Source organism: Streptomyces sp. Y309 (assembly GCF_056712025.1).
The window spans coordinates 1,963,828-1,987,676 of record NZ_CM160048.1 but is presented as its reverse complement, the minus strand read 5'-3'; the positions used below and the strand labels follow the sequence as shown (position 1 = coordinate 1,987,676).

At 73.0% G+C, this 23,849-nt stretch carries 3 protein-coding genes; all 3 read left to right on the top strand.

Annotated features, from left to right (window positions below):
• Positions 1-57: 57 nt before the first annotated feature.
• Genes AC0KTA_RS07210 through AC0KTA_RS07200 form a run of 3 tightly spaced genes read left to right on the top strand, consistent with a single transcriptional unit; the run spans position 58 to position 23,816 of the window.
• Positions 58-4,815 (top strand): condensation domain-containing protein, encoded by a 4,758-nt coding sequence (locus AC0KTA_RS07210; RefSeq protein ID WP_481054274.1) that lies wholly within the window; start codon positions 58-60, stop codon positions 4,813-4,815.
• Positions 4,812-13,025: an amino acid adenylation domain-containing protein gene (locus tag AC0KTA_RS07205; protein WP_481054273.1), complete on the top strand. Its 8,214-nt coding sequence runs from the start codon at positions 4,812-4,814 to the stop codon at positions 13,023-13,025. The genes AC0KTA_RS07210 and AC0KTA_RS07205 overlap by 4 nt, the downstream gene beginning before the upstream one ends.
• A 3-nt stretch (positions 13,026-13,028) precedes the next feature.
• The gene (locus AC0KTA_RS07200) at positions 13,029-23,816 is read left to right on the top strand and encodes an amino acid adenylation domain-containing protein (RefSeq protein ID WP_481054272.1); all 10,788 of its coding nucleotides are present in this window, start codon (positions 13,029-13,031) and stop codon (positions 23,814-23,816) included.
• Positions 23,817-23,849: the final 33 nt, after the last annotated feature.

Here is a 23,849-nt window from a genome sequence, read left to right as displayed (position 1 = left end):
GGTGCGCCCCGAGAAATGACCCGAGAAATGACCCGAGGTGTGACGAGGGGAGCCAGCATGACCGGCTTACGTCCGGGACCGGCTGACGCGGACAGACCGGACGGCGCGGACATCAGGCGTGGTGAGAACGCCTGGCGCGGAGAGGACATCGCGATCGTCGGCATCGGCCTCCGCTTCCCCGGGGCGTCGAGCCTGGCGGAGTTCCGCTCCGGCCTCACCGCGGGGCGGGACCGGGTCGGTCCGATGCCGCCGGAGCGGGCCGAGGCGACCGGCCTGGACGCGGCCGTGAACCGTCTACCCATGGGGCATGTCGAGGACATCCACACGTTCGACCACGCCTTCTTCCACATCTCCCGGCGTGAGGCCGCGCTGATCGACCCCCAGCACCGGATGGCCCTGACCCTGGCCCACCGGGCGATCGAGGACGCCGGTTACTCGGTGGCGGATTTCCATGGCAGCGAGACAGCGGTGGTGTGCAGCGCCTCGGCGTCCGGCTATCACACCCTCATCGGCGAACAGGGGGCGCTCGGCACTCTGGGCAACGCCCCGTTCGGGCTTCCCGCACGCATCGCGCACACCCTCGGCCTCGCGGGACCGTGCTACGCGGTCGACACCGGGTGCAACGGCTCCCTGATCGCCGTACACCACGCCTGCCGCGAACTGGCCGCCGGTGACGCCGAGTACGCCCTCGCCGGGGGCGTCAGCCTCCGGGTGGAGGGAATCCCGGTCGCGGAGGCGGTCGGCTTCACCGAACTGGTGTCGCAGAGCGGCCGGTGCCGGGCCTTCGACGCCGACGCCGACGGAACCGTCTCGGGTGAAGGCGGGGCCGTGCTGCTGCTCACCACCCTCCGCCGCGCGCTGTCGGACGGTGCACCGGTCCATGCCGTGATCCGGGGCAGTGCCACGCTCCACAACGGGGCCACCGCCAGCACCATCAGCGCCCCGAGCGCGGCGGCACAGCGGCGCGTCATCGCCAAGGCGTGGGCCGCCGCGGGCGCCGACCCGCAGCAGGCCGGCTACCTGGAAGCCCATGGTTCGGGGACCCGCCTCGGCGACGCCGTCGAACTGGAGGCGATCGCCGAGGCGTTCTCCGGCCGCAAGGATCCGCTTCCGATCGGCTCGGTGAAGACCAACATCGGCCATCTCGACCACGCGGCCGGTATCGCCGGACTGGTGAAGGCCGTGCTCAGCGTGCACCACGGCGAGCTCTACCCCTCGCTCCACTTCGAGCGGCCGACACAGGACATCGATCTAGCTGAGGCCGGGATCGAGGTGCTCACCGAGACGCGCCCATGGCCGTCGGCGGGCAGCGAGCCCCGGCTCGCCGGAGTCAGTTCGTTCAGCCTCGCCGGCGTCAACGCGCACTGCGTGGTGGCGCAGCCGCCGGAGCCGGCCCGCCCCGCAGGACCGCGGGCGCCTGCCGGGGAACCGCGGCTCGTCGGAGTCTCGGCCCGCACCCACGAGGCGCTGACCCAACTGTGCGGGGACCTGGCGCTTGCCCTGCGGAACAGCGAACTCGCCCTGGACGACGTGGCGTACACCCTCAACCAGGGCCGCACACACCACGCGTACCGCGTCGCGGTGACGGCGCGGAGCACCCCGGACCTGGCCGTTCAGCTCGCGGCTCAGGCGACCTGGCTGCGGGCCGAGGACGGCCGGGCACGCGACGGCCGCAAGCCTCCGGCCGTGGCCCTGCTGCTCTCGCAAGACGCGATGCCCGCGGGCATCAGCGGGGGTGAACTGCCGTCCGCCCTTCCCGCGACCGGGAGGGCGGCCGAGATCCTCGCGGCGCAGATCGCCCTGTACGACGCGCTCCGGCTCCGCGGCATCGCGTTCGACGCCGTTCTGGGCAGCGGCACGTCCCGGTTCGCGGCGCGGTACGTCCTCGGCCGCTCGTCCCTCGGCGACCCGGCGGAGTTCGCCGCCGTACAGGCCGCGCCGATCGACGCCGACGGACTGGTCCGCGCGGCCCGGACCCTCCTCGCCGACGGTCCGGTCCTCTTCCTCGAACCCAGCCCGGAAGGAGTCCTCGGCAGCCTGCTCACCGAGCGCCTCGCCGGCGACGCGGGGGCCCGGGTGCGGGTTGCCCACGGGCTCACGGACGTGGCCCGCCTGCTGTACGAGAGCGGCATCGACGTGGACTGGGCTCAGGTGCAGTCGGCGCCCGCGTACGCCGCGCGGGTGCGGCTGCCCGGCCATCCCCTGCTCGGTTCGCCGTGCTGGCCCGCGCCCGTAACGCCGTCCTCAGCGGTGCGCGCCACGTTCGTGCCGCCGACCTCAGTGGTTCCCGGCGCCTCCGTATCGCCGCCTCCAGCGGTGCCTGACGCCTCCGTATCGCCGCCCCCGGCGGTCCCCGCCACTCCCGTACCGTCGGCGGGGGCCCTCGCTGCCGCCGTGCCCACGGCCGCCGCGGAACTGCGCGCGGAACGGTCCGGCGATGCCCCGCACCCGGCCGCACCGACGGCCGTCGCGGCTGTCACGGCCGGTGCGGCGGGACCTGAGGAGAGCACCGAGCCGCTGGACGGCGTCGACTGGCTGCACAGCACGCTGCGGGAACTGCTGCACGCCGAAGGGCCCATCAGCCCCGAGGACGACTTCTTCGACCTCGGCCTCAACTCCCTCATCGCGCTGCAACTGGTCGACCGGATCCAGTCCCGGTACGGCGTCCGGCCCAAGCTGATCGACGTGTACGAACGACCCCGGGTGGCCGACCTCGCCGAGCTGATCACACCGGCGGACGCGGCGTCCGAGGCCCTGCCGCCCATCACCCCCAGGGACGAACTGGTCCTGTCGTTCGGCCAGGAGCGCATGTGGTTCCACCACCAGCTCGACCCCGACACCACGCTCTACAACCTGCCGATGGTCAGCCACATCCGCGGTCCCCTCGACGTGGACGCGCTGCGCGGCATGTGGGAGGACCTGGCGGAGCGGCACGAGGTGCTCCGCTCCAACTTCGTCGACGTGGACGGCACTCCGATGCTGCGGATCCGGCCGACGCTCGGCGACTTCTTCCGCTTCACCGATGTCGCGGCGGAGCGCGACCCGGTGGCCGCGGCGCGGGAGTTGGTGCGCGAGGTGGCACAAGTGCGGTTCGACCTGGAGCACGACCCCCTGCTGCAGGTGCTCGTCGTCCGGCTCGGCCCCGACGAGCACGTCCTCCAGGTCACGGTCCACCACGCGGTCAATGACGGACACTCGCCGAAGATCTTCCAACGCGAGCTGCCGATTCTCTACGCCGCGCGCCAGGAGCGGCGGCGGGCGGAACTCGACCCGCTTCCTATCCGTTACCGGGACTACGCCGGCTGGCAGCGTGATCTGCTCGCACGCTCCGCGCTCGATCACGAACTCGCCTACTGGGTCAGCACGCTGCGTGACGCGCCCGTGCTCACGATGCCCACGGACCACCCGCGACCCCCACGGAGACGATTCGTCGGCGATCTGTGTCCGTTCACTGTCCCGGCGCCGGTCCTGAGGGCGCTCAGAGAGCTGGCCCGCCGCGAGTCCGTGACCCTGTTCGTCGTCCTGCTCACCGCTCTGTACGTGCTGCTCGCCCGGTACAGCGGACAGCGCGACATCGTGGTCGGCTCTCCGACGACCGGTCGTAACCGTCCCGAACTGGAGGGCCTCATCGGCTTCTTCAACAGCACGGTGGCACTGCGCGCCGACCTGTCGGGCGAACCCAGCGTGCGCGAACTCCTGCGGCAGGTCCGGTCGGTGGTGCTCGGCGCGCTGGAGCACCAGGAGATCCCCTTCGACCGGGTCGTGAACGCGCTCGGCGGTGAGAGGGACCTGAGCCGGGCACCGCTGTTCGACGTGTCCTTCGTGCATCAGGAACTGCCGCCGATCCAGGCGCTCGGCACCGCGGTGGGTGACTTCTTCGACCAGCGCGACACCGTCGCCAACAGGTTCGGCGGGATGCCGGCCGGTACCGCCAAGTGGGATCTGACCCTCCTCACCAACGACCGTGAAGGGGACGAGGACATGGTGGCCTGCCTGGAGTTCAGCACCGAGCTGTTCACCGAGGAGACCGCGGCGGAGCTGACCGCGGCCTATCTCGGCATCCTCGACGACCTCGCAGGAACGAGGGACACCGACCGTCCCGTACCCGGTCTCCAGGCCGGGTCGGTACCACCGAAACGGTCCGCGCCCGCGGACTCCGCGCCGCTGCCGCGGATGCGGGTTCCGGCCGACCGGCCGCGCTCCTCCGGCCCGGTCCACGCGTCGGCCACAGCCACCGTGGTGGTCGACGGCGGTCTCCTCGTGGGGCCGGGGCCGGATGTGGATGCGGATGCGGTTGTGGAGCCGGAGTCGGCGGCCGGCGACGTACGGAGCGAGCTTGACGGCGCCCTGCTCGCCGCCTGGCTGGTCCTGCTCGGCTGGTACACCGGCCAGGACGAGGTAGCGGTCCTGGCCGACACCCCGCACGGGCCGGTCGCGGTGCGCGCCGACCTGTCCGACGAACCAGGCTTCACCGCACTGCGGGCCCGGCTCCACCGCACGCCGGCGGAGCCGTTCGTACCCGAGGCCGGGCCGCTCCCCGTGCGGTACGCCGGGAACAGCACCACGGCGGACGGGCACGGAGCCGAGCTCAGCCTGTCCTGGTCCCGGTCGGACGCGGGACTGACACTCGTGATCGGTTACGCACCGGAGCTCTTCGACGAGAGCACCGTGCTGACCATGGCCACCGACCTGACGCGTCTGCTGACCGGGCTGACGGACTGCCCCGAGGCGTCCGTGCAGGAGGTGGCGCTCGACCACATCATCCAGGACAACCGGTCGGACGACCTTGCCATGCTGGAGGAGGCGGCGCGATGAACACGTACACCCACGGCCGTGAGCCGGGAGGAGCGGGTCCTGACGGGGCCGTCGAGCCCGACGGTCAGGCCGCTGCCCTTGAGAACCCCCGACGCGGCGCGTCCGACGCCGGCGCCGAGGGCACCGAGGGCGCCCAGGGCTCGGCACCGTACGCCGCCCGGTACATCAGCCTGCGCGGCCCGGTGCGGGAGTCGGCACTGCGCGCCGCGATGGCGGGCTCGGGCGCCGGGTTCGAGCTGATCGACGCCACCGGCACGGCTGATCCGGACGCCTTCGTCACGGCTCGGGTCGAGCGGGAACTCGACCGCATGCCCGATGCGGACCAGGTACAGGGCTCCGTTCACCTCCTCTTCCGCCTGAGCCCGGAGCGATACGGCTGGTTCCAGGTGCACCACGGTCCGGCGGCGGAGGAGGCGATGGACGCGACCCTGCGCCGCGTCGCCACCCGGTACGCCACGGCGTCCGGCGCCCCCGAGGCCCCTGCCGACGAGCGCACGGACACCGCAGCCGACCGGGCGGGAGACCAGCGCGCGGCCGGTACCACCGGCGAGTCCGCGCCCCAGGCCGTCGGGCCCGTGCGCATGGCCCGCTTCGACGCGTCGGACCGGACCCGCATCACGGCGGGCGCGGCCCTGGCCAGGGCCGCCCGACGCAGCGGCGGGGGTCAAGGAGCAGTGCTCCTTGCGGCACTCGCCGTCTACGCGCACCGCAGGTTCGGATCGGACGACCTGGTGATCGGGTACCGGAGGTCCGGCACGACCGTTCCCGTCCGGCTCGCGATGAACCCGCGCCTCACCTTCGCCGAGGTGGCGGGAGCAGCGGGCGCTCAGCTGCGCCGCGCCGGGCGAAGCAGCGGGCCCACCGCGTCGGACGGGCCGTCGTCGAAGCCCGCGGACGCAGACCAGGTCCTCGCGTGCGAGCTGGTGGATCACAGCCGTACCGTCCCGTTCGGCCCCTGCGAGGCCGCAGTGGTGTCGGTCTGGGCCCCGGCGACCGGCCTCGACGTGCGGGTCGACGCGGACGGCGAGTGGGAGACGGAGGTACGGGCCGACGAGGCGGGCGACCACCAGCGCCGGTTCGTCGCTCTCCTCGAGCGGATGGCACGCCAACCGGACCTGCCCGTCGCCCGGTTCGACCTCGCGGACGAGAAGGAACTCACGCGGTACCGCGAGGAGTTCAACGACACCGCGCGCCAGGTTCCGGAGGGGACCGTGTCCGGGGCGTTCCTGGAGCAGGTCCGCCGTGCTCCCGGCGCGGTGGCGGTGCGCCACCGTGGGAGCGAGCTGACCTACGCCGAACTCGACGAGCGGGCGGACCGTGTGTGCCGGCTCCTTGCCGAGCGGGGTGCGGGACCGGAGCGCCTGGTCGCCGTCATGGTGCCCCGGACCCCCGAGATGGTGGTCGCCGTACTGGCCGTACTGAAGTCGGGCGCGGCCTACGTGCCGATCGACCCCAAGTACCCGGACGGCCGGATCCGCTATCTCCTGAACGACGCGCGGCCCGCGGCCGTGCTGACCACGGCCGCGCTGGTGGGCCAACTCCCCGCGGCGGACGCGCCACCGGTGCTTGTACTGGACGATGCCGCCACCGTCGCCGAGCCGGCCGCCCCCGTCGACGCACCGGCGGGGGAGGGGCACGCACCGACGCGGGCGAAGCCCGCACCGGAGAACGCCGCCTACGTCATCTACACCTCGGGCTCGACCGGAAACCCGAAGGGCGTGGTGATCACACACCGGAACGTGGTGAACTTCGCCGCCTGGTCGGTGGCCGAGCTGGGCGCCTCAGCGTTCGAGCGGGTGCTCGGCGCCACCTCGCTGAGCTTCGACATGTCGGTCCTCGAGATCCTGGTGCCCCTGATGACCGGCGGCAGCATCGACCTGGTGCCCAACGTCCTCTCGCTGCTCGACGACCCCGACTGGACCGGGAGCCTGATCACCGCGGTGCCCTCGCTGTACCGGCGGGTGCACGAGGCGGAGTGGGTGGCCGAGCGCTCGGCGAACTACGGCTTCTCCGGCGAGCCGCTCCCCGCCGAGCTGGTCAGGGAGCTGCGTCAACGCCTTCCGGAGGCCCGCGTGTTCAACCTCTACGGGCCGACCGAGGTCACCGTCTACGCCGCCGCCTGGCAGTGCGACCCGCAGGCCGCCGGCAACCCGTCGGTCGGCCGCCCCGCGACCAACGTGCGCTGCCACGTCCTCGACGCGGCGCTGCGCCCGGTGCCGCTCGGGGACGTCGGTGAGCTCTATCTCGCCGGGGACTACCTGGCACGCGGGTACGCCCACCGCAGCGCGCTGACCGCGGAGCGGTTCCTCGCGGACCCGTTCTCCGACCGTCCTGGCGGGCGGATGTACCGCACGGGTGACCTCGCGCGCTGGTCCGAGGACGGGCAACTGGAGTTCGTCAGCCGTGTCGACAACCAGGTCAAGGTGCGCGGCCACAGAGTGGAACTCGGCGAAGTCGAGGCTGCTCTGCTGAGGCAGCAGGGCGTGGCCGAGGCCGTCGTCGTCGCCACCGACGACGGCGAGGGCGACCGCCGGCTCACCGCCTTCGTCGTGCCGCAGGGCGCCGAGTGCGTGCCGGAGGCGCTGGCCGACGCGCTGCGGGCCGAGCTGCCCGAGCCGTACGTGCCGGCCGCCATCCGTACGGTGGACGCCTTGCCCCGGAACCCCAACGCCAAGGTGGACCGGCTCGCGCTGGCCGCCCGGGCCGAGAGCGACGAGGCGACGCCCGCGCCCGCGCCGGTCACCAGAGGCCCGGTGGAGATCCTGCGCGAGGTGTTCGCCACGGTCGTGGGCCGTCCCGACGTGGCGCCGGACGACAGCTTCTTCGCGGTCGGCGGCGACAGCATCTCCTCCATCAAGCTGGTACGCCGTGCCCGCCAGGCCGGCCTTGTCATCTCCGTCGAGGATGTGTTCGAGCGCAAGACCCCCGCCCTCCTGGCAGAGGTGGCCGTACCGCAGAGCACCCCCGATGCCGAGCCACCGGCCGCGGACCACGAGGCGCCGCTGATCGATCTTGACGCCGCGGAGCGCGCCTGGCTGGCGGCGACCTGCCCCTGGGCGGAGGACGTCCTGCCGCTCACGCCCGTACAGGAGGGACTGCTCTTCCACAACAGCCACGACCGCCTCGACGAGGACGTCTACGTGCTGCAGTCGGCCCTGGACTTCACCGGCCCGTTCGACGCGGGCGCGATGCGCCGCGCCGCAGCGCTGCTGTGCCGACGGCACGCCGGGCTCAGGGCGGCCTTCCTCCGGCTGCCCTCCGGCAGGCCCGTGCAGGTCGTCAGCGCCGACGCCGAACCGGCCTTCACCGAGATCGACCTCACCCACCTGCCGGAGGAAGAGCGGCAGAAGGAGACGGCGCGGCTCACCGAGGCGGACCGCACCACACGCTTCGACCCGGCCGAACCGCCGCTGCTCCGGCTGACCCTGATCCGGCAGGCGGAGCAACGGTTCCGGCTGCTGATGACCGCACACCACATCCTGTTCGACGGCTGGTCGGTGCAGATCGTCGCCCGTGACCTGTTCCAGCTCTACGCCGACCCGGACCGCCTGGACGCGCTCGACGACGCCCCGCGCCACCGCACCTTCCTCGCCTGGCTCGGGGAGCAGGACCAGGAGGAATCCGTACGGGCATGGCGCGAGGCGCTGGGTCCGGTCCAGCCGACCCTGATCGACCCCGCCGGACTGCACCGCAGTTCCGCCTGGCCGGCGCGGCTCCAGCATGAGCTGAGCGTGGCACAGCTCGATGCGCTCACGCGGTCGGCGGCCCGGCTCGGTGTCACCGTCAACACCCTGTTCCAGGTGTGCTGGGGCCTGCTGCTGGCCCAGTGGACAGGCAGGAGCGAAGCGGTGTTCGGGGTGGCCGTATCCGGCCGCGCCCCCGAGGTGGCCGGCGTCGAGTCGATCGTCGGCTTCCTCATCAACACCATCCCCATGCGGGTCACCGTCTCCCCGGCCGAGTCGCTGGCCGAGCTGCTGCAGCGGGTACAGGGCGAGCAGACACGGCTGCTGTCACACCACCACCTCGGTCTCACCAAGATCCAGCACGCGGTCGGCGTGGACATGCTCTTCGATACCGGCATGGTGTTCGAGAACTTCCCGGTCGACCGCGACCCCTGGGGCGATGTCCCCGAACTGTCGTTCCACGCCGCGCGCAACGAGACCGCAGGGCACTATCCGCTCACCCTGATGGCCGCGCCGAAGGTGACCGGAGGCATGCTGCTGCATCTGCTCCACCGCGAGGACGTCCTCGACCGGGCGACGGCCGAGCGCTTCCTCTCCAGAACGCTGCGCCTCCTCGACCTGATGGCCTCCGCTCCCGATACCCGCCTGTCCCGCCTCGACCTGCTCGACGACGACGAGCGAGCGGCGCTCGCCGCGTACGGCGGCGGCGACGCCGACGTGGCGCCCCGCACGATCACCGCCCTGTTCGAGGAGCAGGTGGCGGCGACGCCCGACGCGCCCGCCGTCCGCAGCGCCGGACCCGACGGCACGGACCTCACGTACCGCGAGGTGTCCGCCGCGGCCAACGGCATCGCCAGGGAACTGATCGCCCGCGGCGTCGGTCCGGAACAGGTGGTCGCGCTCGCACTGCCGCGCTCGGTGCAGACCGTGACGGCGCTGTTCGGGGCGTTCGCCGCGGGCGCCGCGGTCACGCTGATCGACCCCGACCATCCCGAGGAGCGGCTCCGGCTCGTCCTGGGGGACACCCGGCCCGCCACTGTGATCACCGATCGGGCCCTCGCCATGCGGCCGGCCCTGAGCGAAGCCGCCGACCTCCTCGTTCTCGACGACCCGGACACCGCTCAGCGCATCGCCGGACACGACGGCCGTCCCGTGGCCGACGCGGAGCGGACCTGCCCCCTGCTGCCCTCACATGCGGCCTACATCGTCCACACCTCGGGCTCGACCGGGCGGCCCAAGGGCGTCCTCGTCCAGCACACCGGCGTGGCGGCGATGCTGAGCAGCACCGCCGTACAGTCCCGGATCGTCCCGGGCAGCCGAGTGCTGCAGTTCGCCTCGCTGGCCTTCGACGCCGCGCTCTATGAGATGTTCGAGACGTTGTGCAGCGGATCGACCCTGGTCGTCGCCTCTCCGGAGCGGCTGCTGCCCGGCCGCGGGCTCGAACGCCTCGCCCACGAGGAGCGGATCACCACCATCACCCTTCCCCCGTCCGCCCTCGCCGTGCTCGATCCCGACGTGGGCCTGCCCGACGGCTGCCTGATCCGCGTCGTGGGTGAGGAACTGCCTGCCGAACTGGTGGCCCGCTGGGCCGCTCGGCATCCCATGCTCAACGGCTACGGGCCGACCGAGTCCACCGCCTGCGCCACCATCAGCGACGAGCTGACCGGCGCGAGCACCACCATCGGCCGCCCCGTCGCCACCACCCGGATCCACGTCCTGGACGCCGCGCTGCGCCCGGTACCGCCCGGCCGCGAGGGCGAGCTGTACCTGTCGGGCCCCGCCCTCGCCCGCGGATACGTCGGCCAATTCGCCCGCACCGCCGAGCGGTTCGTGCCCGATCCGTTCGGGGCACCGGGCCGGCGGATGTACCGCACGGGCGACCTCGGCCGCTGGAACGCCGACGGCGAGCTGGAGTTCACCGGCCGCTCCGACCGCCAGGTCAAGATCCGCGGCTATCGGATCGAGCCCGGCGAGGTGGAGTCCGCACTGCTCGCACACGAGGCCGTGGCCCAGGCGGCGGTGCGGGTCTGGACGACCGGGGACGACGGTTCACGCCTGGTCGCCTACGTGGTGCCCGAGCTGTCCGCCGCACCGGGCGCCGTGCCGGAGGAGGAAGTCCTCGCCGATTGGGTGGCGGTGCACGACAGCGTCTACGACAGAGAGGGCGGCGCCGACCGGGAGTCCCCGTCCCCGGACGAAGCCCCCTTCGGCGACTCCTTCGTCGGCTGGAACAGTTCCTACGACGGCTCCCCCATTCCCCGCGAGGCGATGCGGGAGTGGCGGGACGCCGTGGTCGACCGCGTCCGCGAGCTGGGTCCCCGGCGGGTCCTCGAGATCGGCGCGGGCAACGGAGCGGTCCTCGCCCCGCTCGCGCCGCACTGCGAGAGCTACCACGCGACCGACATCTCCCCGACCGCCGTCGACACCCTCCGCCGGCACGTGGCGGCGGCGCCCGCACTGAGCGGCAAGGTCACCGTCAGCCAACAGACCGCCGACGACCTCTCCGGACTGCCGGAGGGCCACTTCGACACGATCATCCTCAACTCCGTGGTGCAGTACTTCCCTTCGCGCGCCTACCTGGAGCGGGTGCTCACCGGTGCGCTGCGCCTCCTCGCGCCCGGCGGTGCGGTCTTCGTCGGCGACGTCCGGGACGTCAGGAGCCGCTCCGTGCTGTTCACCGCGGCCGGTGTCGGTGCCGCCGGTGCGGTGACGACCGTGGCCCAGGCCCGGCTCGCCATCGGACGGAGGCTGCTCCTCGACAAGGAGCTCGCGGTCGCGCCGGAGTTCTTCGGCGGCTTCGGCGACGCGGCCGACATCCGCCTGAAGTCCGGCAGCCACGACAACGAGCTGACGCGCTACCGCTACGACGCCGTCCTCTACAAGGCGCCGGTGCCCAGCACCTCGGCGGCTTCGGCCATGCCCCTCGTCTGGGGCACCGATGTCCGCGGCCCTGCCGAGCTGTCCGCCCTGCTGTCCTCGGCCGGCGGCGCGACGCCGCTGCGCGTCACCGACATTCCCGACGCCCGCCTTGCCGCGGACCTCGCCGCGACACGCGCCCTCGACGCCGCGGCGCCGGGGACCACGATCGGCGCCCTCGACCTGACGGTGCCCGACGACCCGGGCGTCCGCCCGGCCGACATCGAGGACCTGGCGGAGAGGTCCGGCTACCGCGTGCTCGCCGCGCCGTCCGCCGCGCCGGGCCGGTTCGACGCCGTCCTGCTGCCCACCTCGGCCGCCGCCGCGGTCCGCGACGTGTACGCCCCCACCGCGGCCCCCGACGGCCCCACCGTGCACGAACCGGCCACGGCGGGCGTCGCGGCGGCGCTGCCGACCGAGCTGCCCCGACGACTGCGCGAGGTGCTCCCCGGCCATCAGGTGCCCTCCGCCGTCGTCGTCCTGCCCGACCTGCCCCGCACACGGAGCGGGAAGATCGACCACGCCGCGCTGCCGGACCCCGAGGCACCCGGCACGACAGCGGGACGGGCACCGCGAACAGTGCAGGAGAAACACCTCTGCGAGCTGTTCGCCGAGACCCTCGGCCTGTCGGCCGTCGGCATCGACGACAACTTCTTCGACCTGGGCGGCCACTCCCTGCTCGCCGCCCAACTGGCCAGGCGGATCGAGCTGACGTGGGGCACCGGCGTCGACACCGCGACCCTGTTCGTCGCGCCGACCGTGGCCGCCCTCGCCGAGCGACTGGGAACGGACGACCAACGCTTCGCGTTCGACGTCGTCCTGCCGCTGCGCCGCACCGGGGACCGCCCCGCGCTGTTCTGCGTGCACCCGGCAGGCGGAGTCGGCTGGATGTACTCGGTGCTGATGCGCCAACTCGGTGCGGATCACCCGGTCTACGCGCTCCAGGCCCGCGGCCTGGGCGGGGACGAGCCGCTGCCCGGCGACATCGCGGACATGGCCGACGACTACGTGGCGCAGATCAGGAGCATCCAGCCGAAGGGGCCCTACCACCTGCTGGGCTGGTCGTTCGGCGGGATGGTGGCGCATGCCGCGGCGACCAGGCTGCAGGCGGCGGGGGAACGCGTCGGGCTGCTCGCGCTCCTCGACTCGTACGTCATCGCCGACCACCCGTCGCTGCCGCCGGAGGACGCGTTCGGCGGAGCACGCGCGATGTTCGCCACGCTGCTGGCGTTCGCCGGAGTCCAGCCCGCCGGACTGCGCCTCGACGAGCTGACCACCGAGCGGTTCCTGGAGCTCGTACAGAGCACCGACAGCGTGCTGTCCGGCGTCGCCGAGCGGCATCTGATCGGCATGGGAAGCGTGTACAGCAACAACCTGAAACTGGGCCGGACCTTCCGGCCGGACGTCTTCCGGGGCGATGTCCTCTTCTTCGCGGGACGCCAGGACGCGTCGGTCCCGATGACCGTCGACTCATGGCTGCCCTACGTGCAGGACGGCCGGATCCGCGTCATCGACAGTCGATTCCTCCACGCCGACATGGGCAACCCCGACTCACTGGCCGAGGTGGGCAAGGTGCTCGCCGGTGAACTCGACCTGCTGGAGGGAGAGTAGGCCGTGCGCAGCGAAGAGGGACGGAACCTGTCGGCGGCCCAGGCGGGCCTGTGGTTCGGGCAGGAGATGGACCCGACAGGCCTGCGCTACGTCGTCGGCCAGTACGTCCACATCCACGGCCCCGTCGACGCGGACAGGTTCGAGCAGGCGCTGCGCGTCGTGGTCGACGGCAGCGAGACCCTGCGCGTGCGGTTCGCCAACACTCCGGACGGGGCCCGCCAGTTCGTCGAGGCGGTGCCCGACTGGGCACTGCGCCGCATCGACGTATCGGGCGCCGAACGGCCGATGGAGGCCGCCGCGCGGTTCATCGAGGCACAGTACGAGAAACCGTTCGACCTCTCGGTGGCGCCGCTGTTCGAGCACTCTCTGATCAGGGCTTCGCAGACGGACCACCTGTGGTGCCTGCGCCTGCACCATCTGCTGTTCGACGGCGCCGGAGTCGCCACGTTCATACGGCGCGTGGCCAGCACCTACAGCGCGTTGTGCTCGGGGCAGCCCGTCGACGACGGAGTCTTCGACCGGGTGGAGACCCTGCTCGCCGAGGACGCCCGCTACCGCGCCTCCGCCCGCTTTCGCGACGACGCCGCGTTCTGGGCGGAGAAACTCGCCGGCCTGGACGACGCCCCCGTCTTGGCCCAGGGGCCGGTGCCGCCCGGCTCCTTCGGCCACCTCCGGCGCTCCGCCCGCCTGGACCCGGACCCGTGGGTGCGGCTGCGGGCGAAGGCCGAAGCGTGGGACGTCCAATGGCCTTCCCTGGTGTGCGTGGCCACCGCCGTGCTGCTGCACGCCGACAGCGGGCAACGCGATGTCGTCCTCGGCCTCTCGGTGCCGGGACGGGTCGGCAGGGCGGCCCGCTCCGCGCTCGGTACCGCCGCCAACGTGGTGCCGCTCCGCCTCACCGTCGACCCCGCTCGCCCGGTGGCGGACCTCGCGCGGGCCGCGAGCACGGAGATCACGGCCGTACTCCGGCACCAGCGGTACCGCCTGGAGGACATCGTCCGCGATGTCGGCGCGCTCGCCGACGGACGCCGGATCGTCGGTCCCACGGTCAACCTCATGTCCATGGACGCCGACCTGGAGTTCGCCGGACACCGGGCGACCGTCCACGAGGGCTCACCCGGGCAGAGCGACGAACTCTCCATCGGCGTGTACGACAACGGCGAGGCCGCGCTGCGCGTCGACATCGACGCCTCCGCCACCCAGTACACCGAGCAGGACATCACGGCCCACCAGAGGCGCCTCCTCACGGCACTGACCGCCGTCGCCGACGCGCCCGAGGCGCTGACGACCGGCCGCCTCGCGTTCACCGACGCGCCCGCCCGCCCCACCGGAAGCGCGGCACGACCGTCCGGGACCCTCGTCGACCTGTTCGAGCGGCAGGCCCGTGCCAGGGGCGACGCGACGGCCGTCGTCCACGACGTCGAGGCCCTGAGCTACCGGCAGCTCGACGACAGGGCGAACGAGGTGGCCCGCAGGATCGCGGGGCGCGGGGTGCGGCCCGGCCGGTCCGTGGCCATCGCGCTGCCGCGCTCGCTCGACCTCGTCGTGGCGATCCTGGGCGTCCTCAAAGCCGGTGCCGCCTATGTGCCGCTGAACCCCTCGTACCCGGACGAGCGGCTCCTGGCCACCCTCACCGATGCCGCGCCCGCCTTGCTGATCACCCGCGGCCACGACGCGCCACCGGCCCCGGACATCCCCGTGCTGCGCCTCGACGAGCCGTCCGCCCCGGACAGCGAACGACAGCCGGCCCGCCGCCCCCGACCCGACGATCCCGCCTACACCATCTTCACCTCGGGTTCCACCGGCCGGCCCAAGGGCGCCGTCGTCACGCACGCCAACGTCGCCCGGCTGCTGACCTCGACCGAGCAGGAATTCCGGTTCGGCGCCGACGACGTGTGGACCCTCTTCCACTCGACGGCCTTCGACTTCTCCGTCTGGGAGCTGTGGGGCGCCCTGCTGCACGGCGGCCGCCTCGTCGTCGTAGGTGAGGACACCGCCCGCTCCCCGGACGAGTTCCTCGACCTCCTCGTCCGGGAGGAGGTGACGGTACTCAACCAGACGCCCTCCGCGTTCACCCAGCTCGCCGAGGCCGACGCCCGGCGCCCGGCGGTGGGGGACCGGCTCGCGCTGCGGTACGTCATCTTCGGCGGCGAGGCGCTGGAACCGTGGCGGCTGCTCGACTGGTACGCCCGGCACGCCGACACCGCGCCCCGCCTGGTCAACATGTACGGGATCACCGAGACCACGGTCCATGTGACCGCGAGGCCTCTTGGCGTCGACGCCGCCGCGGCAGGCGCGGGGAGCCTCATCGGGACGCCGCTGCCCGACCTGCGCGTCCATGTGCTCGACGCGGCGCTGCGGCCCGTACCGCCCGGTCTGCCGGGTGAGATGTACGTGTCGGGCGCCGGCGTCGCGCGCGGCTACCACGGCCTCCCCGGCCTGACCGCGCAGCGTTTCGTCGCCGACCCGTTCGCGGCGCCGGGGGAGAGGATGTACCGCAGCGGCGACCTGGCCCGACGGCGCGAGGACGGCGGGCTGGAGTACCTGGGCCGCGCCGACCGGCAGGTGAAGATCCGCGGCTTCCGGATCGAACCGGGAGAGGTGGAAGCCGCACTGAGCGGCCTGCCCGGCATCAAGGCCGCGGCCGTCCTGGCCACGGAGGACCTGCCGGGCGACCGGCGCCTCGTCGGCTACGTCGTGGCCGACGCCACCGGATCGGCGGCCCCGGACCCGCGGGTGATCCGCGACGCCGTGGCGGCCCGGCTCCCCGCCCACATGGTGCCCTCCGTCGTGCACCTCGTCGACGCCCTTCCGCTCACCCCCAACGGGAAGCTGGACCAGCGGCGGCTGCGTGCCCTGCGACCGGGGCGAACGGAACGGGCCGCCCCGGCACCGGACGATGAGCTCGACGCGCTCGTGCACGGGCTGTTCGCCGACGTCCTGGGCGTGGGCGGCGACACGGTGAGCCTCGACGACAGCTTCTTCGCTCTCGGCGGGGACTCGCTGTCGGCCAACCGGCTCGCCCAGCGGCTCGCCGACGCTTCGGGCACACCCGTCTCGGTACGCGACGTGTTCGCGTCCCCGACCGTGACGGGCCTCGCCGACCTGGTCAGGCACCCCGACAGCGGCACCGCAGCGGCGGCCCGCCCCCTGACAGCCGTACCCCGCCCCACGCGCGTCCCTGCGTCCTACGCCCAGCGCCGGCTGTGGTTCCTGCACCGGATGGAAGGCCGGGCCACCACCTACCTGGTCCCGCTGGCCGTCCGTATGAAAGGTCCGGTGGACACGGAGGCGCTGCGTGCCGCCTTCGACGACATCCAGGAACGGCACGAAAGCCTGCGCACCCTCTTCCCCGACACCGGGGAAGAACCCTCCCAGCTGGTGCTGGAGCGACCGACGACCCCGTTCACGGTGCGCACCGTGCCGGCCTCCGCACTCGACGCCGAGCTGCGCGCCGAGGCGAGCCGGGGATTCGACCTCACCACCGAACTCCCTTGGCGCACCACCCTGTTCACCACCGGAGCCGACGAGCACGCACTGCTGACCGTCCTGCACCACATCGTCGCCGACGAGCACTCGCTGCGCACCCTGGCCCGTGACCTGTCCACCGCCTACGGCGCCAGAACGCAGGGCCTGGCCCCGGCCTGGCCCCCGCTCGCCGTCCAGTACGCCGACTACGCGCTGTGGGAACGCGAGCGCCTGGGCAGCGCCGAGAAGCCGGACAGCAGACTCGCCACCGAACTGGACCACTGGCGGCGGACGCTCGACGGCCTGCCCGACGCGCTCTGTCTGCCCATGGATCATGAGCCGGCGCCCGCTCCCGCTCACCGGGGCGACGCCGTCACCTTCGCGTGGGAACCCGAACTGGGGCGCCGCATCACCGCGTTGGCCGCCGCGCGCGGCGCCACCCCGTTCATGGTGCTGCACGCGGCGGTCGCCTGCCTCCTGAGCAGGCTCGGCGCGGGCACCGACATCCCCGTCGGTACCGTCACCGCGGGCCGTGACACGGCAGGCGTCGACGACCTCATCGGATTCTTCGCCGAAACGGTGGTGCTGCGCACCGACCTGGCCGGCAGTCCCGGCTTCGCCGACGTCGTCGACCGGGCACGACAGACCGACCTCAGCGCTTTCGCGCACCAGGTTCCCTTCGACCGGGTCGTCGACGCCGTGCACCCGCCCCGTGTGCTCGGGCGCCACCCGCTGTTCCAGGTCATGGTCATGCTCCACTCCGGGGAACAGGCCGTGCCCGCTCTCACCGGGCTGCGCTGCACCCCTGTCGAACTCAGCCGGTCGATGGCCAAGTTCGACCTGCTCTTCGAGTTCACACAGAACGCCGTCGGCGGCTTCGACGGCGTACTCGAGTACAACGCCGACGCGTACAAGCGGGGGACCGTCGAGCTCTTCCTGCGTGTTCTGAGACGCCTCGTCGACGCCGTACTGGACGCCCCGCAGCGGCCGTTCGACTCCGTCGCCGTCCTCGACGCGGAAGAACGCGCCGCCCTGCGCCCGGCGACGCCTCCTCCTCCGACGACGCCTGCACCGGCGACGCTCGCACCGGCCCCGCCCGCAGCCACGCGGCCCGCAGGGTCCGGCCGCGCTCCCGAAGCGCCGGGCACCGACCTGCTCGTCTCCCTCTTCGGCGCGCTCCTCGGGGCCGAACACGTCGGCCCGGACGACGACTTCTTCCGGCTCGGCGGGGATTCCATCCTCGCCATTCGTCTGGTCAACCGTGCCAGGGCGGCCGGAGTCCTGATCAGCCCCCGGGACGTCTTCGAACAGCCGACCCCGGCGGCGCTCGCGCGGGCCGCCGAGCCCTCGTCCCTGCCCGCCCGTTCCGGGACCCCGGAGGAAGCCGTCGGCGAGTTCCCGCGCACGCCCATCATGCGCCGGCTCGCCGAACTGGGCGAACCCGGCGACACCTTCGCCCAGTCGGTCGTCTGCCGAGTGCCCTCTGATGCCACCGAGACCACCCTGCTCACCGCCCTTCAGACACTCCTCGACCACCACGACGCCCTGCGGCTCGTCGCGCCCGACTTCCAGGACACCGAATCCACCCTCCGGATCCAGTCCCCCGGAGCGGTCCGTGCCGAGGCGTGCTTCTCCCGTGTGCCCACCGATGACGTACAGGCCGAGGCGGAACGCCAGCGGCCGCTGGCCCGGCGCCGCCTGTCGGCCCGCGAGGGCGCCCTGCTGCGCGCGGTCTGGCTGGACGACGGAAGCGGAGGCCGTCTTCTGGTCGTGATCCACCATCTGGCGGTCGACGCCGTGTCCTGGCGCATCCTGCTCCCCGATCTGGCGGCCGCCCACGCCGCCGCCGTCGCCGGGCGTCCCGCCGTACTGCCACCCGTTCCGACGCCGCTGCGCACCTGGGCCCGGAGGCTGGCCGAGGCCACCCCGTCCGAGGCGGAGACCCGATGGTGGACCGAAGCCACCGCGTGCACCCTCCTCGGCCGGCGGCCCCTCGACCCCTCCCGGGACACCGTCGGCGACACCACCACCCTCCGCTTCTCCCTCGGTCCGGAGGCCACCCGGGCCCTGCTCACCGCCGTCCCCCAGCGCTTCCACGCAGGCGTCCCGGAGATCCTCCTCGCCGCCCTCTCCGTAGCGCTGCACCACCGATCCGACCAGTCCGCCGACGGGCCCTTCCTCGTCGACATCGAGGGCCACGGCCGCGACCTCGACCTGGACGAGGTGGCCGACCTCGACAGCTCGCGCACCGTCGGCTGGTTCACCGTCATCCACCCGGTGCCGCTCGACGCCCGGGTGGACGACTGGGACGGCATGACGGCACACGGTACGGGCCTGGATGCCGCGGCGAAGCGGGTGAAGGAGCGGCTGCGCACTGTGCCGCACAAGGGCGTCGGCTACGGCCTGCTGCGCTACGGCCCCGACCCCGAGGTCCGCGCCCGCCTGGCCGCCGCCGCGTCGATCGGCTTCAACTACCTGGGCCGCTTCGACACCGGAGACGGCCCCGGTGCCGACGGTGGTGCCTGGGAGCCGCTGCCGGGTTCGCTGCGCGGGGAGGCCGACGCGGCGCTGCCCGTCGCCCACGCCCTGGAGATCGACGCCTTCGTCGAGCCCGGTGACCACGGTCCGCACTTCAGTTTCGCCTGCACCTGGGCCGGGGGAGTCCTCGACCGGACCGAGGTCGACGGCTTGGCGCGGGCCTGGCGGGCGGTGCTCGCCACGTTCGTCGAGCACTACGCGGACACCGCCGAGGGCGAACACACTCCGTCCGACTTCCCGTTGGTCTCCGTCACCCAGGCGCACATCGACCACCTCGAAGCCGAGATGGGGCCCCTGGCCGAGCTGCTTCCCACCGCGCCGCTGCAGTCAGGTCTGCTGTTCCACTCGCTCACCGCACCCACGGATGCCGCGGACTACAGCGCTCCCACGGGCGCCGTGGACCACACCGCCCCGACGGACGCCGCGGACCTCCACGACCCCTATGTCGTCCAACTCGTCCTCACCCTGGACGGCGACGTCGACCCCGAACGCCTCCGTGCGGCCGCCGAGTCCCTGCTGCGCCGTCACCCCCATCTGGGCGGCGCGTTCCGCATGGACGAGGGCACGGACCCGCTGTGCGTGATTCCCTCGCGGGTCGAACTGCCCTGGCGGACCCTGGACCCGGCCTCGGGGCCGGTGCCCGCCGCCCGGCTCCGCGAGCACCTGACCGAGGACCGGTGGCCGTTCCCCCTGCATCAGCCACCGCTGCTGCGGTTCACGCTGGCCCGCACGGGTGCCCGGCGCTGGTCCCTGGCCTTCACCCATCACCACGTACTGCTCGACGGCTGGTCCGTACCGATCCTGTTCCATGAACTCTTCGCGCTGTACCACGGAACGGCGCTGCCGCCGGCGCCGGTGTACCGGCGCCACCTGGCTTGGCTGGCATCCCAGGACGCCGACCGTGCCCAGGAGGCCTGGCGTCGGGAGCTCGACGGCGCCGAGCCGACCCGAGTGGGCGGTGCGGGCGCGCACACCCGTCCCGAGCCGCACGCCCGTCCGGAGCCGTCGACGCTGCGTACCTTCACCCTGCCGCAGGAGACCACCGCCGCGCTGACCGCCCGGGCCGCCCACCACGGGCTCACCGTCAACACCCTGGTCGAGACGGCATGGGCACTGGTGCTCGGCCACCTCACCGGACGGGACGACGTCGTCTTCGGCGTGACGGTCGCCGGCCGGCCCGTCGGCCTGGACGGGGCCGAGGAGATGGTCGGTCTGCTGATCAACACCGTGCCCGCCCGGGTCCGTATCGACGCGGCCGCTCCGCTCCAGGACCTCGCCGCGGCCGTCCAGGCGGCCCGCGTACGCCTCCTCGACCACGAGCACCTCGGCCTTGCCGCCATCGAGGCGGCGGCGGGCACCGGCGACCTCTTCGACACCCTGCTCGTCTTCGAGAACTACCCCTTGGAGTCGGAGGACTTCAGCGAGGCGGAAGGGGGCCTGCGGGTCACCGGAGTCGATGTCCACGACGCCACCCACTACCCCCTCGCCGTCGCGGTGCTGCCGCGCGCCGGCCGGCTCGACTTCCGCTTCTACCTCCAACCCGGGCGCCTTGCCCGGTTCGGCGACATCGAGGACATCTGGCGGCTCGTCGCCGACGCCTGCCGGGCGCTGGCGGAGCAGGGCACCCTCCGCGTCCGCGACCTCGACCTGCTCGGCCCCGAGCGCCGCGGCCGCCTCCTTGCCCGAGGCCGTGGTCAGGCCACCCCGGTGCCGTCCCACTCGCTCCCGCAGACATTCGAAGCGATCGTCCACGCCGACCCCGGCCGCCCCGCCCTGTGGACGGCCGACCGGCCGATCAGCTACGGACAGCTCAACTCCCGTGCTAACCGGCTCGCCCACCACCTCCGCCGCCGCGGTGTGCGCCCCGGCACGCCGGTCGGCCTGCGCCTGGAGCGTTCCGTCGAGGTCGCCGTCGCCTTCCTCGCCCTCGCCAAGCTCGGCTCGGTCTGCGTCCCGCTGCGCCAGGACCTGCCGCCCACTGCCGTCCGCGAACTGCTCCACCACGCCGGTGCGGAACTGCTCCTGGACGGACTGGCGGACGCGGAAGCCGAGGCGGCCACCGAGCCCGCGACCGACCCCGGTCTGCACGTTCCGCCCGACGCACCCGCCTGCCTGATGTTCACCTCGGGCTCGACCGGCATGTCCAAGGGCGTCGCCGTCACCCACGGCAACATCGTGGCGCGCGCACACGACCGCGCCTTTCGCGGGGACGCGCACGAGCGGGTGCTCTTCCACTCCTCCCACACCTGGGACCCAGTGGTCTACGAGCTGTGGATGCCCCTCCTCACCGGCCGCCAGGTGGTGCTCGCGCCCGCCGGTGACCTCGGCCTCGACGACTACGCCGCCGTCATCACCGAGGGCCGGGTCACGGCCGCCTGGTTCACCGCCGGCCTGTTCGACCTGATCACCGAACAGGCACCCGGCATCCTCGGCGCGCTGCGCCAGGTGTCCACCGGCGGCGACGTCGTCTCGCCGGCCGCCGTCCGCCGCGCCCGGCAGGCCAACCCCGGCCTGCGGGTCATCAACTACTACGGTCCTGTCGAGACGACCACCTTCGCCCTGGGCCACCCGATCCCCGAGGGGCCCTTCGACGACCAGCCACTGCCCATCGGCAGGCCCATCGACAACACGTCCGTCTCGCTCCTCGACGCGGCGCTGCGGCCCGTCGCGCCCGGAGTCCCCGGCGAGATATACGTCGCCGGGGCCGGACTCACGTCCGGATACCACCGCGCTCCCGCCCTCACCGCGGAACGGTTCGTCGCCGACCCGCACGGCGCACCCGGTTCCCGTCTGTACCGCACCGGCGACCTCGGGCGCTGGGACGAGAGCGGCCGACTGCACTTCCTCGGCCGGGTCGACCGGCAGCTGAAGGTGAACGGGTTCCGCGTCGACCCCGGCGAGATCGAGGCGGCGCTGTGCCGCGAGCCCGAGGTCGCCGCCGCGGCCGTGGCCGCCCACACCGCGGGCAGCGGCAAGACACTGACCGCGTACGTCGTCCCCCGTACCGCCGTCGACCCGGCGGAGCTGCGCGCGCGGCTGGCCGCCCGTCTTCCCGGCTATCTCGTCCCCGCGTCGATCGTCACGGTCGGCGCCCTTCCCCTGACCGCCAACGGCAAGGTCGACACGGCCGCCCTGCCCGCGCCCGCCGCCAACGGTGCTCACGGGCCGCGCACGCCACGCCAGGAGGTCATCGCCGCCCTGTTCGCCGAAGCCCTCGACGTCGGCGTCGACAGCGTCGCCACCGATGCCGACTTCTTCACGCTGGGCGGCAACTCACTGGCCGCCATGCGGCTGGTGAGCCGTCTGCGCGCCGCACTCGACGCACGCGTCACGATGCGCGACCTCTTCGACGCGCCCACCGTGGGCGCGCTGGACCGACGCCTCGCCGACACCCCACAGACCCCGACCGCACATCCCGCACTCCCGCCCCGGTCGCCGTCGAGCCCCCGTCCCAGCGAGACCCCGCTGTCACCCGCCCAGGAACGTCTGTGGACCATCCACTACTTGGCGGGCCATCAGCCGGACTACCTCACCACCACGGCCCTCGACCTGCGGGGCGAAATCGACACGGCCGCACTCCGCGCCGCCCTGCAGGACGTCGTCGCCCGCCACGAGATCCTGCGGACCGTCTACCCGTACACCGAGCAGGGCCCCGTCCAGCGGATCCTGCCGCCCGAGTCCGCCCCCCTCGACCTGATGGGGGCCAACGTGACCGAGGACGGACTCGACGCCGCGATCGAGGCGCAACTCCGAACCGGCTTCGACCTCTTGAGCCGACCGCCGTTGCGGATCCGGCTCCTCCGCGTCGCCGCCGACCGGCACGTGCTGCTCCTCGTCATGCATCACATCGCCGTCGACGGCGAGTCGCTGGTCCCCCTCCTGCGGGATCTCGCAGCCGCCTACGGCAGCAGGCTCCAGGACGAGCCCCCCACCTGGCCCGCGGCCGCCCCGCAGTACGCCGACTACGCCCAGTGGCTCCACACCCGCATGGGCGACGAAGCCGAGCCCGGCAGTCTCGCCGCGTCCCAGGCCGGGTACTGGCGCGCGGCCGTCAGCGGACTCCCGGACGAGTTGGCCCTGCCCCTGGACCGCCCCCGAGCCGCGGTGGCCGACAAGCGCGCCGCCGGCGTCACGTTCTCCGTGACCGCCACGACCCACGAGCGGATGCACCGGATCGCGCGCGACTGTGGCGCCAGCGGCTACATGATCTGGCACGCCGCACTCGTCGCCGCGCTCGCCCGCATGGGAGCGGGTCAGGACATTCCGGTCGGCGTCGTCGTCAGCGGCCGTGACACGCAGGCGTTGGACGGCCTCGTGGGCTGTGCCGTGCACACGGTGGTGCTGCGCGCCGATGCCTCCGGGCGTCCGACCTACCGCGAACTGATCGGGCAGGTCCGGGACCGCCTGCTCGCCGCGCACGATCACAAGGAGTACCCCTTCGACCGGCTCGTCGAGCTGGTGAACCCGGAGCGGTCGCTCGCGCGGCACCCGCTGTTCCAGGTCGCCGTCACGTACACCGCGCTGCGCGGTCACGAGACCCTCGGCTTTCCGGGACTCGCGGCCCAGGTCCGCCCGGTGCCCGTACCCCATACCGATTTCGACTTGCTGTTCCAGCTCTCGGAGCAGCCCGACCTGGGCGGCATCACCGGCACCCTCATCTACGCCACCGAGCTCTTCGACCGGGCGACAGCGGAACGCATCAGCGCCGAGGTCTCCCGCGCCCTGACGGCGATGACCAGAAATGTCGACGACCACCTGCCGAGCGTTCCCCCTCGCACCGCCTGAGAGGCCGTATCGGCCAACTGCAGCCCGACGACA